Origin of the sequence: Lysinibacillus sp. ZYM-1, assembly GCF_001308875.1 — a bacterium.
Classification (GTDB): Bacteria; Bacillota; Bacilli; order Bacillales_A; family Planococcaceae; genus Lysinibacillus.
Genome location: NZ_KQ465114.1, coordinates 17,574 through 33,406, shown reverse-complemented (window position 1 = coordinate 33,406; position 15,833 = coordinate 17,574). Strand labels below are relative to the sequence as shown.

Here is a 15,833-nt window from a genome sequence, read left to right as displayed (position 1 = left end):
AATCGAACCTATAAATGGACCATTAAAACGAGCTATTAATGTACCCTCGTTCAAAGAACGTTATGAGGCCATGCGCCGTGAAATTTTAGAAAATCCCCGAGTGCAAGAATTTCTAGCACGACATGCAGATGAATTAAACTATGACAATATCGAACGAAATTTACCTAAGCTCCATGAATTTATTAGTCAATCTACGGAGTGCTGCGGCTGTGATAACACGGAACATTGTACAAACTATTTAAAAGGCTTCCTACCTACTTTAAGGGTAGTTCGGAACACAGTTGAAATTGATTATGTACGTTGTGAGCAAAAGATCAGGGAAGAAGAGCGTCGGGATGTCGCGAATATGATTGCAAGTATGCATATGCCAAAAGATGTGCTTCAAGCAACTATTCAAGATTTAAGTATTGATGATGAATCACGAGTAATGATTGCCCAAAAAGCAGCACAATTTGTAAAAGCGACAAAAGAATCAGGTCATTTACCATCAAAAGGTTTTTACTTATACGGTAAATTTGGAGTAGGGAAGTCTTTTGTGCTTGGCGCACTCGCGAATGAATTAGCGTCTATAAAAATACGTTCTGTTGTTGTGTTTGTGCCAGAATTTTTACGGGAAATGAAAAATGCTATTGGCGATAATACATTGAATGAAAAAATAGACTATATAAAAAAGGCACCTGTCTTAATGCTCGATGATTTAGGAGCAGAAACAATGACCGCCTGGACACGAGATGAAATTTTAGGAACCATTTTCCATTATCGTATGGCTGAACAATTGCCAACGTTTATTACATCTAATTTTAATTATGGAGAATTAGAGCACCATTTAGCCCAATCGCAAAAAGGTGATATTGAGGTTGTCAAGGCGGGGCGTATTATGGAGCGTATCAAAGCCTTGACAGAGCCAATTGAAATGCGTGGCAATAACCGTAGGATGTAACATTGGTAGTTGCATTTTTCGACAATCGAGCGTATACTGACTCATATACTAAATATCAATATGCATTGATGAGGACATGAATTTTGTGTATCAGCTTCTAGAGAGGGAAGTCATCGGCTGAAAGCTTCCTAGTATGAACGCATCATTTACTACCTACTGAGCAGCGAAAGGGATAATCTTTCGCCGGTCCCTAGCCCGTTAGCTAGCCTTGAGCTTCGTCTGACTTTGTAAGTCGGAAGGAAGAAGGGTGGAACCACGAGCATACGCTTCGTCCCTTTTGTGAGGGACGGAGCTTTTTTGTTTTTTTAGATGTGGAGATCTCGCTCAATCCGAGTTGGAGTGCGCTCAAATAAGAAGCCTAATCATTTAATTCATTAGTCAAACGCTCATCAATCATTATGTATTCAACAAAAACAAAGGAGTGCAAAGAATATGTCAGAAATGATTAAATTAACTTTCCCAGATGGCGCTGTAAAGGAATTTGTAAAAGGTACATCAACAGATGACGTAGCATTATCAATCAGCCCTGGCTTACGAAAAAAAGCCTATGCAGGTAAAATTAATGGTGAGTTAGTGGATTTAAAAACACCAATCGAAGAAGATGCAACAATTGCTATTATCACACAAGATGATGAAGAAGCACTTGAGATTTTACGCCACTCAACAGCACACTTAACAGCACAGGCAATTAAACGTTTATTTCCAGATGTGAAGCTTGGTATAGGTCCTGTCATTGAAGGTGGTTTCTACTACGATATTGACTCACCAACACCAATCACTGCTGAAGAGTTACCAGCAATTGAAAAAGAAATGAAAAAAATTATTGCTGAAAATTTAGAGGTGGAACGCAAAAATGTAAGTCGTGCAGAAGCACAAGCAATTTTTGAAGAAATTGGCGATGAATATAAATTAGAATTACTAGAAGCGATTCCTGCAGATGAGCAAGTTTCAATTTATTATCAAGGAGAGTTTTTCGACCTTTGCCGTGGTATTCACGTACCATCTACTGGTAAACTTCGTGAATTCAAGTTGTTATCATTAGCAGGTGCTTATTGGAGAGGCAACTCTGATAACAAAATGCTACAACGGATTTACGGTACAGCATTCTTCAAAAAAGAAGAATTAAAACATCACCTACAAATGTTAGAAGAAGCAAAAGAACGTGATCACCGTAAAATCGGGAAAGAATTAGAGTTATTTACAACTTCTCAAAAAGTCGGTCAAGGTTTACCACTTTGGTTACCAAATGGTGCAACAATTCGTCGTGTCATTGAGCGTTATATTGTAGATAAAGAATTATCGCTTGGTTATAAGCATGTTTATACACCAGTATTAGGTTCGAAAGAGCTTTATCAAACTTCAGGTCACTGGGATCATTACCAAGATTCTATTTTCCCACCAATGGAAATGGACAACGAGACATTAATTATGCGTCCAATGAACTGTCCTCACCATATGATGGTTTACAAAAATAGTATGCATTCTTATCGTAATCTTCCTTTACGTATTGCAGAGCTTGGTACAATGCACCGCTATGAAATGTCAGGAGCAGTTTCAGGCCTACAACGCGTACGTGGAATGACTTTAAACGATGCACATATTTTTGTTCGTCCAGACCAAATTAAAGTGGAATTCCAAAAAGTTGTTCAATTAATCTTAGAGGTTTATAAAGATTTCGATTTAAAAGATTATTCATTCCGTTTATCATATCGCGACCCAGCAGATACTGAAAAATACTTCGATGATGATGCAATGTGGGAAAAAGCACAAAGCATGTTAAAAGAGGCAATGGATGAGCTTGGTTTAGACTACTTCGAGGCAGAAGGTGAAGCTGCATTCTATGGTCCTAAACTTGACGTTCAAGTAAAAACAGCGATTGGTAAAGAAGAAACTTTATCAACAGTTCAACTAGACTTCTTATTACCAGAACGTTTTGACCTAACTTATGTGGGAGAAGATGGAAAACCACATCGTCCAGTCGTTATTCACCGTGGTGTTGTATCAACAATGGAACGTTTCGTTGCTTTCTTAATTGAAGAATATAAAGGTGCTTTCCCAACTTGGTTAGCTCCGGTACAAGTAGAAGTCATCCCAGTATCGAATGAAGCACACTTCGACTATGCAAAACAAATTGAAGAGCAATTAATAGCGGCGGGCTTACGTGTGGAAATGGATGATCGTGAAGAAAAATTAGGCTATAAAATCCGTGAAGCACAAATGAAAAAGATTCCGTATATGCTTGTGATTGGTGATAAAGAAGTTGAAGCAAATGGCGTAAATGTTCGTCGTTATGGCTCAAAAGATTCCGAAACAATTAGTTTTGAGGATTTCCTAACAGCTATAAAAGCAGAAATTACAAAATAATATTTTCATAAGAAACCTCGCTTGCAAAAGTGAGGTTTTTTGTATAAAATGAATCTTGCTTTTGTATAAATCATTTAATGTTAGATCAATCTAGTAATGATAAGAAAAAAAGATATTTGACAGCTTATCATATACATGCTAATATAATTAAGGTTAATGAATACAAAGTTTGTGGTTGAAGTAGAGGCTGCCCGCTTCTCACCTGATACAACGCTTTAAAGGCTGTGAACAGGTATGACACGTTGAATTGTTTTGCGTACACATACGCATGCACATATAGCGGGCGGACATCTTCAAAATGTCCGTCCTTTTTTTATGGACATGACAAGAGGATGTACCGTTCAACCGGGCAAGACTTTGCCCAAACCATGTATTCGCGACAACTACTTGGAGGTGGATTACTATTAGCAAAGACATGTATGTAAACGAAGGCATTCGCGCACGTGAACTTCGATTAATCGATCACAATGGTGACCAGCTTGGTGTAAAGACACGTAACGAAGCGCTAGAAATCGCCACTCGTGTAAACTTGGATCTTGTCCTTGTGGCCCCTCAAGCCAAGCCGCCAGTCGCTCGTATCATGGACTATGGTAAATTTAAGTTTGAACAGCAAAAGAAAGACCGTGAAATTCGTAAAAATCAAAAGGTCATCGTAATGAAAGAGGTTCGTCTGAGCCCAACAATCGATGAGCATGATTTCCAAACGAAGTTACGTAATGCGATTAAATTCCTTGAAAAAGGCGATAAAGTAAAATGTAGCCTACGTTTCAAAGGTCGTGCGATTACACACAAAGATATTGGTCAACGTGTGTTAGATCGTTTTGCTGAAGCTTGTGCTGAAGTATCAACGGTTGAACAAAAACCGAAGATGGAAGGCCGAAGCATGTTCTTAGTTCTTCAACCAAAGAACGAGAAATAATATTAGACGAACAGTTTAGGAGGAATTCGACATGCCAAAAATGAAAACTCACCGTGGAGCTGCGAAACGTTTCAAAAAAACGGGTTCAGGTAAATTAAAATACGACCGTGCTTATGGAAGCCACTTATTCGCAAACAAATCTACGAAACAAAAACGTCACCTACGTAAAGCAAACATCGTTTCATCTGGTGACTTTAAACGTATCAAATCTTTACTTGTTTACATGAAATAATTGACTACAAAAAAATACTAACATTCATTTTTTAATGAAAAGCAGGAGGTAATTCATATGCCACGCGTAAAAGGCGGAACAGTGACGCGCAAACGTCGTAAAAAAGTATTAAAATTAGCTAAAGGTTACTATGGTTCAAAACATACATTATACAAAGTTGCTAACCAAGCAGTAATGAAATCAGGTCAGTATGCTTACCGTGACCGTCGTCAGAAAAAACGTGATTTCCGTAAATTATGGATCACTCGTATCAACGCAGCTGCTCGCATGAACGGTCTTTCATACAGCCGTTTAATGCACGGTTTAAAAGTTGCTGGTATCGAAGTTAACCGTAAAATGTTAGCTGACCTAGCGGTAACTGATGCTGCAGCATTCACTCAATTAGCAGACTCTGCTAAAAAAGCAGTAGCTAAATAATAATTGACAAAGTCAACTATTATTTCTGCACCGAAAGCGTAGCGACAGGTGAAAAAAAGACTGATGGATTTTTCCATCAGTCTTTTTTGTGTTAGATTAATAATATAACGTTTCTGGATAAAGGAGTAGGGAATGGGACAAGCATTATTAGCTTATATGAGTATTATATCGATTGTGTTGCTCATTTTAATGGGTATGGATAAATCGCGTGCAAAAAAGCATGAATGGCGTATTGCAGAACGCACTTTGTTTACGCTAGCCATCGTAGGAGGGGCAATTGGTGGGGTGCTTGGCATGTATTTATTCCGACACAAAACACGCCACAATAGTTTTGCATTTGGTTTTCCTCTACTTGCAGCCATTCAAATTTTTATCATCGTACAATTGTGGATATAAGTGAAAACAATTAAAACACATCCTCATCAAGAGGATGTGTTACGCATAAGCTGTTCAATGGGCTGCTTCCAATTGATTTTCGCACTTGGATAATTTAATAGAATTTCTTGCTGTAAATATTCAAAGTCACTTTTTGAAAAGCCCTGCAAAGTTGCAGTATCACGTGCACCAACAAAAATGGTGACAACCTCAAAGGCATCCTCTGTCGTACCTAGATACTTCTCGCCTTCAAAAAGAGCACCCTTATAGGAAATAAAGAAATTTTTCCGGACATTCTTAACGTCATCATAAAAGTAATATTGGCCTTTTTCATAGGCTTCATCAAGTTTTCGTTTAGGATCAGTTATATAACGAATCGCTTTATAAAATACATAAATAATAAGCGCTATTACAGCAAGTCGAATTAATAAAGGCAACATTTTCAAATTTCCCCCTTGAAGAAAGGTTATTCTTTCCTATACGATTAGGGAGGTCAAATAGTTTCATTTTTATTTAAATATTTTTTAGAAATTTAGGAGAAAAAAATGAATTTACAACAATTGTTTACCATGCAAAAAGAGCTTGATGATTTCATTGAGCAAACGCAAAATATTCAGCAAGATGTGTTTCAAGAAAAAGGGCTAGCATTAATGGTGGAGCTAGCTGAGCTTGCCAATGAAACGCGCTGCTTTAAATTTTGGAGCACAAAGGGGCCATCAGCACGTGAAGTCATTTTAGAAGAATATGTGGATTCTATTCATTTTATCTTATCCCTGGGCTTATTAAAGGGCTATACAGCAATCGAAAAATGGCCAGTGGTAGAAGAGAGTAGAAATTTAACGGCAACATTTTTAGCGACTCAAAATGTTATTTTGTCATTTATTCAACAACCTACAGAGGATCGTTATTTAGCGATTTGGCAATGCTATGGAATACTTGCACACAATCTTGATTTTACATTCGAAGATGTAGTTCGTGCCTATATAGAAAAAAACCAAGAAAATTATAATCGTCAGCGTTCCGGATATTAAATAATTAAGAAATACACCAATTTTCAGACGATTAAGCTAGGAATATTTCGGTAAACGAAGTATAATAAAGTAGATACAAGAAGTAGGAGGCAAAAGGATGACACAACTAGATCCAACATTACAAATGTTTAAAGATTTAACAGATGCAAATGGTATCGCAGGTAATGAACGTGCACCGCGCGAGGTCATGAAAAAATACATTGCACCATATGCAGATACTGTAGAAACAGATAACTTAGGTAGTGTAATTGCTAAAAAAGTAGGCGATGAAAACGGGCCTAAAATCGTCGTAGCAGGACATTTAGATGAAGTAGGTTTCATGGTTACGCAAATCGATGACAAAGGCTTTATCAAATTCCAAACAGTAGGTGGCTGGTGGAGCCAAGTTATGCTTGCACAGCGCGTTACAATTACGACACGTAAGGGCGATGAAGTGATTGGGGTTATTGGTTCAAAACCACCTCATATTTTACCTGCTGATGTGCGCAATAAAGTAGTAGACATTAAAGATATGTTTATCGATATTGGTGCTGCTTCTAAAGATGAAGTGCTTGAGTGGGGCGTACGCCCTGGCGATATGGTAACACCATATTTTGAATTCAATGTTATGAAAAATGAAAAATATCTGTTAGCAAAAGCTTGGGATAACCGTATCGGTTGTGCCATTGCTATCGATGTTATGAAAGCTTTACAAAATGAAAAACATCCTAACATTCTTTATTCAGTAGGGAATGTACAAGAAGAAGTTGGACTTCGTGGTGCTAAAACAGCGACACATAAAATTCAACCAGATATTGGATTTGCTGTTGATGTAGGCGTAGCAGGAGATACTCCAGGAGTTACAGCTAAAGAATCAACTAGTAAAATGGGTGCGGGTCCTCAAATTGTTGTGTATGATGCATCTATGGTATCACACCGTGGCTTACGTGAATTCGTATTAGACGTAGCAGACGAGAACAATATCCCATACCAATTTGAAGCAATGGCTGGCGGTGGTACAGATGCTGGCTCAATCCACGTAACGGCAAATGGCGTACCAGCACTATCAATCGGTATTGCGACACGCTACATCCATTCACATGCAGGTATCCTACATCGTGATGATTATGATAATGCTGTTAAATTAATGGTAGAAGTTATTAAAAAATTAGACCGTGAAGCAGTGAATAAAATTACTTTCGATTAATTAAACAAAAAGAACTAAATATTAATGGCCTTCTAATTAAAATGTTAGAAGGCTTTTTATATTGGGTTGGTTAAACCAAAAAAGTATATATCAAAGTAGATTTTAATTATGAAAAGTTATATAGCTCTAGAAGGATGGTGGAATTACTTGAAAATGAAACCAAAATACTATATTTGAAAATTATTTTTATATGGTATAATTTCCTATAAAAGGAGTGGTTTTCTTTGAGAATTCAAAAAGTAATAAAGATTCTAGTATGTTTATCTATTAGTCTATGCATCATAAATTATCCTAGTATTTCTTTTGCTGAAACACTTAATAGTTCTAGTGAAAAAAGCAAATCGAATGACATTGATACTGGTATAGCAAATTTGAACTACAATAACAAAGAAGTATTAGCAGTGAATGGTGACAAGGTTGATAGCTTTGTTCCGAGAGAAGGTATTAATGCAAATGATAAATTTATAGTGGTTGAACGTAATAAAAAATCACTGACAACTTCACCGGTGGATATTTCAATTATTGATTCAATGGCGAATCGTACATATCCAGGAGTATTACAACTTGCAAACCAAGCTTTTGCAGACAATCAACCAAATTTATTGGTGGCCAAAAGAAAACCGCTAAATATAAGCATTGATTTACCTGGCATGAAAAGAGAAAATACTACGACCGTTGATAATCCAACATATGGTAATGTGTCAGGAGCAGTAGATGAATTAGTATCTACATGGAGTGAGAAATATTCCACAACACATACTTTGCCTGCAAGACTACAATATTCAGAATCAATGGTTTATAGCAAATCTCAAATAGCAAGCGCTCTGAATGTAAACGCCCAAGTTCTCGACAATTCACTGGGAATTGACTTTAATGCGATTGCGAATGGAGAGAAAAAAGTGATGGTTGCGGCATATAAACAAATTTTTTATACCGTAAGTGCTGAACTGCCTAACAATCCATCAGACCTTTTCGATGATAGTGTTGATTTTACAGAGTTAACTCGTAAAGGAGTAAGTAACGATGCCCCTCCCGTTATGGTGTCAAATGTAGCTTATGGTAGAACAATTTATGTGAAATTAGAGACAAGCTCTAAAAGCAAGGATGTCCAAGCTGCTTTTAAAGCCTTATTGAAGAATGTTAATACTAATGTAGAAACTAGTGCACAATACAAGGATATTTTTGAAGAAAGTTCCTTTACGGCTGTAGTATTAGGCGGAGATTCACAAAAGCATAATCAAATTGTCTCAAAGGACTTTAATGATATTCGAGAAATAATTAAAGATAATGGAGAATTTAGTCTTAAAAATCCAGCATATCCAATTTCATATACAAGTGTTTTCTTAAAGGATCATTCAATTGCTGCTGTTCATAACAATACAGATTATATCGAGACGACAGCTACAGAATATTCTAAAGGAAAGATCATCCTTGATCATTATGGTGCATACGTTGCTCAATTTGAAGTAGCCTGGGACGAATTTTCCTATGATGAAAATGGAAATGAAGTATTAACCCATAAAACTTGGGATGGAAATTGGAAAGACAAAACAGCTCATTTCTCTACAGTAATACCACTTCCACCTAATTCAAAAAATATAAGAATCTATGCAAGAGAATGTACAGGCCTTGCATGGGAATGGTGGAGAACGGTTATTGATGAATATAATGTTCCATTGTCTAATGAAATAAAAGTCTCCATTGGAGGAACTACATTATACCCAACAGGTAGTATTGATTAGGTATTAGTTATGAGTATGGGAAGGCATAGGATGTTCAATCTATGGAACAGCAAATGGCGTACAAGCACTAAGTGAATATCCTACATCGTAATGATTATGAATAGTGCTGCTAAATTAATGTTGGAAGTCATTAAAAAATGACCATGAAGTAGTTAAAAGAATGAAATACCTTCGATTAATTATAGAAATAATATGATTTTACCTCCTATCAAATATTTGGTAGGAGTTTTTTTATGATAGTTCTAAAAAGCCAACTGTAAGGTATTAAAGAATTGTTCATTATTTCTTCCGTTGTTAATAGAAATAATTTTTCTAGTTCATCTTATTCATTAATAATGAGCTTACCTGAGTCATACTCACAAAGGAAAATGGTATTCACGACATTTTCACCTTTGTCACTAACAAACTCCGCCCAAGTGATAGCTGCCCACCTGCGTGTTCTTCTTTTACTGCTTCCAACTAGGATCCATTTTTCCACTTTTTTAGATAGCTCCTTATACTTCACCGTAAACAAATAAACACCCTCTCTAACCGAAGTACTGATAAGGATTTAAGCATACTAGAATACTTCATAGAGGTTTTGTGATTTTTGAAAATTGCTTAATATGCATAAGTATTCATAATGATGAATTTTAGACACATTTAATAACAAATGAATAGTGATTCGAATTAATTATAAAAATTCAGTTGATTTTATATTTATGCATGTTATACTAATTTCAACAGCAACGATATAAGGAGCGAAAGCCATGAAATTACTCGAGGAAGTACAGCTGAAGTTAGTGTCTAGTTTAAAAGGAAAAGACCTGCTAACTTTGCTAGACTATACAAGTCAAGAAGTTGAAGAACTGATTGAGTTAGCAACACAGCTTAAAATGATCACCAAAGAAGGGAAATGCCCAAGATTACTTGAAGGTAAAACACTGGGTATGATTTTCGAAAAACATTCAACGCGTACTCGTATTTCATTTGAAGTTGGCATGAATCAACTAGGTGGGAAAAGTATGTTTATGCATGCGCGTGATTTACAAATTGGTCGCGGCGAATCCATTTACGATACAGCACACGTATTATCAGGTTATTTAGATGGTATTATGATCCGAGCAAATTCCCATGCGATGGTCAAGGAGCTTGCAGAGCATGCGGCAATTCCTGTCATCAATGGATTAACGGATATCTATCATCCATGCCAAGCTTTAGCGGATTTAGAAACAATTGCAGAAAACAAAGGTATTTTAAAAGGACTTAAAATTGCCTATGTGGGAGATGGCAACAATGTAGCACATTCTTTAGTAGTTGCTTCAGCACATGTTGGTATGAATGTAGCCGTGGCAACACCTGTTGGTTATGAATGTGATGCGGAAGTAATCGCGAAAGCACAGGCTATTGCAGCGGCAAATGGCAGCACAGTTATGATCACAAATGACCCTGTGGAGGCTGTATTAAATGCAGATGTTGTCTATGCGGATGTTTGGACATCAATGGGCCAAGAGGAAGAAGCAGCAAAACGTTTGCAAGACTTTGCAGATTATCAAATTAATGATGAGCTAGTTGCCTATGCGAAACCAAATTATATGTTCCTGCATTGCTTGCCAGCACATCGTGAGGAAGAAGTGGCAACATCTGTTATTGATGGCTCTAATTCATATATCTTTGAGCAAGCTGAGAACAGACTTCATGCACAGAAAGCAGTTCTAGCATCGATTCTAGCATAATATCTGACATATACTTCTCGGGTTGAGAAGTACGATAGATAGAGTTTACATGGGCAACAGAGGGTGCCCATGTGAATAACATACAAGTGGTTGGCAGACAGAGGGATGTTCACCATGCGCGATGTTTGTTGTCAAGATGGATGGCTACATCGCTACATAGTCAAGTAACCTGGGAGACGCTGGGTTACTTTTTTCTTTTGTGTCGGTATAGAAATAAAACATACTTTTCCTATAAAATATGGAGAATATAATGAATTATTTATATAATGAAATAAAAAAGGAATGAAGGGGTGGAATTTACATGAATATAGACCATATTGAGGCTTTTTTATATGTTGTACATTATAAGAGTACCCATAAGGCAGCCAATGCCTTGTTTCTATCGCAGCCAACTGTGACTGCACGAATCAAATCATTAGAGCGAGAGCTAAGTGTTGAATTATTTTATCGAGATGGACGAAGTGTGACCTTATCAGATAAAGGCAAAGACTTCTTACCTTTTGCTACTCAAATTGTGCAAACATTTCAGCAAGGAAAAAAGCAATTAGAAGAGACACAGGAAACAGATGACGTATGTATTGGTGCAAATGGAGTAACAGCTCAATATTTTTTAGCAGATGCATTGCCCAAATGGAAAGAAAAATTCCCAAATTTGCGGTTTCAATTGATGACTGGATCAACAGCCATGCTATTAGAAAAATTGGAAAGTCATCAAATTCACTTAGCTTTCATTCAGTATGTGCATAGGGATGGAGTTTGCAATGAGTTATTATTAAATAATGCAGTGAAACTTGTGAAGCATCGCGATCATCCTTTACAACTACAAGAATCCATACAAGTGAAAGAATTGGCACAACAGAAAATGGTGTTTTTTGAATGTGGAGCGTTTGATTGGAATTATGTGCATAAAATGTTCGAGGTAGAGGGGGTAGCAGCGAATATTGAGGTTCGAACAGATCATTTAGAAGTCGCTAAAGCGTTTATTCGCACAAAAGATTATATAAGCTTTTTACCCCAACTTTGTGTCAAAAATGAACTTGAAAGCGGCGAGTTTGTGGAGATAGATGTCAAACATTTACTGGATATGAATCAACATATATTTTTAACTTATAAAAATAAAGATACATTGACATCAGCTTTTTGGCAGACAATCTGTGATACAGCTAAGGAATTTGAAAGCGTACAAATCAAGTATTGATAAAATATTTTATTAGACCATAAATTTTTTCTATTACTTAACCTATTGCATATTGCTTCAATGAACTGTAATATCATTCTCAATCCAAATTTATTTATGAAATATTGTAAATAAATATTTTTTTAACACAAAAGCATACTTAACCACTATGTTTAGTAAAAAATAAAATTGAGGAGGAATTGATTTGGCTAGACAGGACAAAATTCGTTTTGGTGCAATTATTCACGGAGTAGGTGGCAATATTTCAAGTTGGCGTCATCCAAAGGTAGCGAGCAATCAAAGTGTCAACTTGCCTTTTTATATTCAGCAGGCTCAAAAGGCGGAGCAAGGAAAATTTGATGTTGCATTTATTGCGGATGGTTTATTTATTAATGAAAAATCCATTCCTCATTTTTTAAATCGTTTTGAGCCTATTACGATATTATCGGCATTAGCTGTAGCGACCAAAAACATTGGATTAGTTGGGACCGTATCGACTTCCTATAGCGAACCATTCACAATAGCACGCCAATTTGCTTCTTTAGATCATATTAGTGCAGGGCGTGCAGGTTGGAATGTAGTGACTACTCCTTTAGAGAATACAGCTTTAAACTACAATAAAACAATTGACCAACATCCAAGCCATGCAGACCGTTATCAACTTGCCGAAGAATATTTAGAGGTCGTCAAAGGATTATGGGATTCATGGGAAGATGATGCGTTTATTGCAGATGTCGAAAATGACCAATTTTTTGATCCAGAGAAATTACACACGTTAAATCATAAAGGGCAGTATTTTTCAGTCCAAGGTCCACTTAATATTGGACGAACAAAGCAAGGTCAGCCCGTTATTTTTCAAGCTGGGTCATCTGATGCTGGGATTCGATTGGCTGCGAAGGATGCAGATGCCATTTTTACACACGGAGCAACCATAGAAGAGTCGCAAAAATTTTACAAAAGAGTAAAAACAGAGATTGCAGCATTTGGGCGCAATCCAGATGAAGTGAAAATTTTCCCAGGAATTTCCCCTATCATTGGTGAAACAGATGAGGAAGCAGAGGCAAAATACCAAGAAATCGTTGAACTCGTTTCTATTGATCGTGCTTTGGCTTATTTGGGGCGTTACTTCGATCATCATGATTTTACACAGTATGATGTGGATGCGCCGTTTCCTGAGCTAGGTGATATTGGGGCAAATAGCTTTAGAAGTACGACAGATTATATTAAACAATATGCTAAGAATGAAGGACTTACTTTACGTCAAGTTGCTTTACGTGAGGCCACTCCAAAAACAGCATTTTTTGGGACAGCTGAGCACGTGGCAGATCTTGTACAGGAATGGTTTGAAAAGGAGGCAGCAGATGGCTTCATAATTGGTGTGACGGTACCAGGTGCCCTCGAAGATTTTGTTGATAAAGTGGTGCCAATATTACAAGCGAGAGGGCTTTATCGGAAAGACTATGAAGCAGACACATTGCGTGGTAATTTGGGTTTACCGTTCAAGGAAAGTCGCTATGTCAAACAGTCTGTCTAAAAACCAAGTAAATTTATTTGAATAAATGAAATTAAGGAGGAGGCAGTGTATGAGTTATACATTAGGCATATTAGATCAAAGTCCAATTATTGATGGAGCAACAAATGAGCAAACGTTACAAAAAACTGTAGCATTGGCACAGAAAGCGGAGCAGTTGGGCTACTCCCGATTTTGGGTATCGGAGCATCATCATACTGATACACTAGCAGGGTCATCCCCGGAAGTATTAGTTTCCTATTTACTTGCAAAAACCAATTCCATTCGTATTGGGTCAGGTGGAGTCATGCTCCAGCATTACAGTCCATACAAAGTAGCGGAAAATTTTCATGTACTTGCATCATTGGAACCTGGCCGGGTTGATTTAGGCATTGGGAAGGCGCCAGGTGGTTTGCCTCTTTCCACGAAGGCTTTACAATATGGCACTCTCAATCAAGGCGAGGATTTTGAAGAGAGACTAACATTTTTACAACAATTAATTGAACAAACTTTACCAACGAATCATGACCTGCATGGTGTGCAGGCAACACCAATTCCAAATGTAAAGCCGGCTTTGTTTTTATTAGGGGCAAGTCCACAAAGTGCAGAACTTGCAGGAAGGCTCGGTATTGCCTTCGTCTTTGCACGATTCATTAATAGCGACAATGAGTTACTAGCGCAGGCGGCTAGCATCTATCGTGAACATCATCCTAAAGGTCACTTTGCTGTCTCCATCGCAGCCATTGCAGCTCCTACAAAAAACGAAGCAATAGAGCTGATAGAAGGCCAAAAGATTACAAAGGTGCATTTAGCAAGCGGCAGGACGCTGACTTTACAATCAGTAGAATTAGCAGAAAAATTTGGGCAGGAATCTGGAGAAGGGTATACGGTCAAACAGTATGATGCAGATATTGTCCATGGGTCACCAGAAGAAATTAAAGCCCTATTAGATAATTTTCACGTGCAATATCAAGTAGATGAATTCATTTTGCACACACCAGTGTTGAAGGAATTTGAACGACAACGCTCCTTTGAACTTTTAAGTCCCATTAATTTACATTTGGAGAAAATAGAAGCGGTAAGCTAAGGAGGAAAAATGATGACAAAGACTAGAGATATAATTGTTTGGTCGAAGCAAGGGTGTAGCTATTGTGATGACATAAAAGCTTATTTAGAAGAACAGCGCATTCCCTATAAAACAGTTGATGTGACAAATAATGATACGTTTAGAGACATTCTTGACTTAAAATATGGCATTCGGTACGTGCCTGTTGTAGAGATTGGTTCAAGGGAAAGTGGCGTCTATAGAGCCGTAACAGAAATCGGATTAGAGCACGTCAAGGATGCACTTGCCGTGGGCTTACCCTCACATGCATAGAAGAAGGAGAGGGAATTATATGAAAAAAATATTGTTTTATTTGCTACTTTTGCTAATTGCTCTATTAACAGCATGTGCGAGTTCAGAGAAATCGGACGAAGATTCGAGTGAACAAAAGACGGCACAAGGAGGGAAAGATGTACAAAAAATTATTGTCGGTACAGGTACACAGTTTCCAAATATCTGTTTTTTAGATGATAAGGGAAATCTAACTGGCTATGATGTAGAGCTAGTTAGAGCCATCGATGAAAAGTTACCTGAGTATGAATTTGAATTTAAAACAATGGAATTTTCAAATCTATTACTAAGTTTAGAGACAAGAAAAATTGATTTTATTGCCCATCAAATGGAAGTGAATAGTGAGCGAGAAGAGAAATTTTTATTCAATAAAGAACCGTATAATGTTTTCCCATTAAAGGTGACAGTGAACGAAAAAAATAAAGAGATTCAATCTATTGATGATTTGAAAGGGAAAAACGTGAGCGTTTCTCCGACAAGTAACTCCGCTGTCTTTATTGAAAAATATAACAAGGAACATAATTTAGGAGCGAATATCGTGTATTCTTCTGGTTCAGTCGATGTGAATAATCAACTTGCAAGTGGTCGTATTGATGCTATTATTACGACACCATTTGCCGTGAAATACTATAACGAAAGTAATGAGGCACAGCAAAAAGTCGTCGGGGATGCATTATTAAATTCGAAAGTTTACTTCTTATTAAATAAGGATGAGGTGAAGTTACAAGAGCGTTTAGATGAGGCTATTGTTGAGCTAAAGAAAGAGGGTGTTATAAGCGAACTAAGTCAAAAATGGTTAGGAGATGACTATTCAGTAGACTTTTAACAA

17 protein-coding genes and 1 other annotated feature are annotated in these 15,833 nt (G+C 37.1%); of the genes, 15 read left to right on the top strand and 2 right to left on the bottom strand.

What is annotated here, in order from left to right; genetic code table 11:
• Positions 1-10 precede the first annotated feature (10 nt).
• The 6 genes from dnaI to AO843_RS09090 all read left to right on the top strand — a co-directional run bounded on the left by dnaI (position 11) and on the right by AO843_RS09090 (position 5,268).
• Positions 11-940: a primosomal protein DnaI gene (gene dnaI / locus AO843_RS09115; RefSeq protein WP_255350372.1), complete on the top strand. Its 930-nt coding sequence runs from the start codon at positions 11-13 to the stop codon at positions 938-940.
• A 432-nt stretch (positions 941-1,372) separates the two neighbouring features.
• Positions 1,373-3,304: a threonine--tRNA ligase gene (gene thrS, locus AO843_RS09110; protein WP_054610809.1), complete on the top strand. Its 1,932-nt coding sequence runs from the start codon at positions 1,373-1,375 to the stop codon at positions 3,302-3,304.
• 172 nt (positions 3,305-3,476) lie between these two features.
• Positions 3,477-3,624: a sequence feature (ribosomal protein L20 leader region), on the top strand.
• Between the two features lie 95 nt (positions 3,625-3,719).
• A complete protein-coding gene (infC, locus tag AO843_RS09105) occupies positions 3,720-4,223 on the top strand; it encodes a translation initiation factor IF-3 (protein WP_024363824.1) in 504 nt (167 codons plus the stop codon).
• Positions 4,224-4,254: 31 nt separating this feature from the next.
• On the top strand, positions 4,255-4,455 hold the full coding sequence (gene rpmI / locus AO843_RS09100; RefSeq protein WP_004226312.1) for a 50S ribosomal protein L35: 201 nt from the start codon (positions 4,255-4,257) through the stop codon (positions 4,453-4,455).
• Positions 4,456-4,512: 57 nt separating this feature from the next.
• The gene (gene rplT / locus AO843_RS09095; protein WP_054610808.1) at positions 4,513-4,872 is read left to right on the top strand and encodes a 50S ribosomal protein L20; all 360 of its coding nucleotides are present in this window, start codon (positions 4,513-4,515) and stop codon (positions 4,870-4,872) included.
• A 132-nt stretch (positions 4,873-5,004) separates the two neighbouring features.
• On the top strand, positions 5,005-5,268 hold the full coding sequence (locus tag AO843_RS09090) for a DUF1294 domain-containing protein (RefSeq protein ID WP_054610807.1): 264 nt from the start codon (positions 5,005-5,007) through the stop codon (positions 5,266-5,268).
• Positions 5,269-5,294: 26 nt separating this feature from the next.
• Here AO843_RS09090 and AO843_RS09085 read toward each other — a convergent pair whose 3' ends face one another.
• Positions 5,295-5,687: a hypothetical protein gene (locus tag AO843_RS09085; protein WP_054610806.1), complete on the bottom strand. Its 393-nt coding sequence runs from the start codon at positions 5,685-5,687 to the stop codon at positions 5,295-5,297.
• Between the two features lie 105 nt (positions 5,688-5,792).
• Between AO843_RS09085 and AO843_RS09080 the strand changes: the two genes are divergently transcribed.
• From AO843_RS09080 to AO843_RS09070, 3 genes are all read left to right on the top strand, one after another.
• Entirely contained in the window at positions 5,793-6,278 is a 486-nt protein-coding gene (locus AO843_RS09080) for a dUTP diphosphatase (protein WP_054610805.1), read from the top strand.
• A 97-nt stretch (positions 6,279-6,375) separates the two neighbouring features.
• Positions 6,376-7,464 carry a M42 family metallopeptidase gene (locus AO843_RS09075; protein WP_054610804.1) on the top strand — a complete coding sequence of 363 codons (1,089 nt, stop codon included), beginning with the start codon at positions 6,376-6,378 and terminating at the stop codon, positions 7,462-7,464.
• Between the two features lie 224 nt (positions 7,465-7,688).
• On the top strand, positions 7,689-9,206 hold the full coding sequence (locus tag AO843_RS09070; protein ID WP_054610803.1) for a thiol-activated cytolysin family protein: 1,518 nt from the start codon (positions 7,689-7,691) through the stop codon (positions 9,204-9,206).
• Positions 9,207-9,528: 322 nt separating this feature from the next.
• On the opposite strand, the gene AO843_RS09065 is transcribed toward AO843_RS09070, so the two are convergent.
• The gene (locus AO843_RS09065; protein ID WP_156313954.1) at positions 9,529-9,684 is read right to left on the bottom strand and encodes a hypothetical protein; all 156 of its coding nucleotides are present in this window, start codon (positions 9,682-9,684) and stop codon (positions 9,529-9,531) included.
• A gap of 271 nt (positions 9,685-9,955) precedes the next feature.
• On the opposite strand from AO843_RS09065, the gene argF reads away from it, so the two are divergent.
• From argF to AO843_RS09035, 6 genes are all read left to right on the top strand, one after another.
• The gene (argF, locus tag AO843_RS09060; RefSeq protein ID WP_054610801.1) at positions 9,956-10,921 is read left to right on the top strand and encodes an ornithine carbamoyltransferase; all 966 of its coding nucleotides are present in this window, start codon (positions 9,956-9,958) and stop codon (positions 10,919-10,921) included.
• Positions 10,922-11,222: 301 nt separating this feature from the next.
• The gene (locus AO843_RS09055) at positions 11,223-12,119 is read left to right on the top strand and encodes a LysR family transcriptional regulator (protein WP_054610800.1); all 897 of its coding nucleotides are present in this window, start codon (positions 11,223-11,225) and stop codon (positions 12,117-12,119) included.
• A 184-nt stretch (positions 12,120-12,303) separates the two neighbouring features.
• Complete coding sequence (locus AO843_RS09050) at positions 12,304-13,632, top strand: LLM class flavin-dependent oxidoreductase (protein ID WP_054610799.1); 1,329 nt, start codon at positions 12,304-12,306, stop codon at positions 13,630-13,632.
• 49 nt (positions 13,633-13,681) lie between these two features.
• Positions 13,682-14,695: an LLM class flavin-dependent oxidoreductase gene (locus AO843_RS09045; protein ID WP_054610798.1), complete on the top strand. Its 1,014-nt coding sequence runs from the start codon at positions 13,682-13,684 to the stop codon at positions 14,693-14,695.
• 12 nt (positions 14,696-14,707) lie between these two features.
• Positions 14,708-14,986 carry a glutaredoxin family protein gene (locus tag AO843_RS09040; RefSeq protein ID WP_054610797.1) on the top strand — a complete coding sequence of 93 codons (279 nt, stop codon included), beginning with the start codon at positions 14,708-14,710 and terminating at the stop codon, positions 14,984-14,986.
• Positions 14,987-15,005: 19 nt separating this feature from the next.
• Positions 15,006-15,830, top strand: coding sequence for a transporter substrate-binding domain-containing protein (locus AO843_RS09035; protein WP_054610796.1), 825 nt, complete (start codon positions 15,006-15,008; stop codon positions 15,828-15,830).
• The last annotated feature ends 3 nt before the right edge of the window (positions 15,831-15,833 follow it).

Coding starts and splice junctions, on each gene's coding strand:
- thrS (WP_054610809.1), top strand. CDS start 1,373: ATGTCAGAAATGATTAAATTAACTTTCCCAGATGGCGCTGTAAAGGAA.
- infC (WP_024363824.1), top strand. CDS start 3,720: ATGTATGTAAACGAAGGCATTCGCGCACGTGAACTTCGATTAATCGAT.
- rpmI (WP_004226312.1), top strand. CDS start 4,255: ATGCCAAAAATGAAAACTCACCGTGGAGCTGCGAAACGTTTCAAAAAA.
- rplT (WP_054610808.1), top strand. CDS start 4,513: ATGCCACGCGTAAAAGGCGGAACAGTGACGCGCAAACGTCGTAAAAAA.
- AO843_RS09090 (WP_054610807.1), top strand. CDS start 5,005: ATGGGACAAGCATTATTAGCTTATATGAGTATTATATCGATTGTGTTG.
- AO843_RS09085 (WP_054610806.1), bottom strand. CDS start 5,687: ATGTTGCCTTTATTAATTCGACTTGCTGTAATAGCGCTTATTATTTAT.
- AO843_RS09080 (WP_054610805.1), top strand. CDS start 5,793: ATGAATTTACAACAATTGTTTACCATGCAAAAAGAGCTTGATGATTTC.
- AO843_RS09075 (WP_054610804.1), top strand. CDS start 6,376: ATGACACAACTAGATCCAACATTACAAATGTTTAAAGATTTAACAGAT.
- argF (WP_054610801.1), top strand. CDS start 9,956: ATGAAATTACTCGAGGAAGTACAGCTGAAGTTAGTGTCTAGTTTAAAA.
- AO843_RS09055 (WP_054610800.1), top strand. CDS start 11,223: ATGAATATAGACCATATTGAGGCTTTTTTATATGTTGTACATTATAAG.
- AO843_RS09045 (WP_054610798.1), top strand. CDS start 13,682: ATGAGTTATACATTAGGCATATTAGATCAAAGTCCAATTATTGATGGA.
- AO843_RS09040 (WP_054610797.1), top strand. CDS start 14,708: ATGACAAAGACTAGAGATATAATTGTTTGGTCGAAGCAAGGGTGTAGC.
- AO843_RS09035 (WP_054610796.1), top strand. CDS start 15,006: ATGAAAAAAATATTGTTTTATTTGCTACTTTTGCTAATTGCTCTATTA.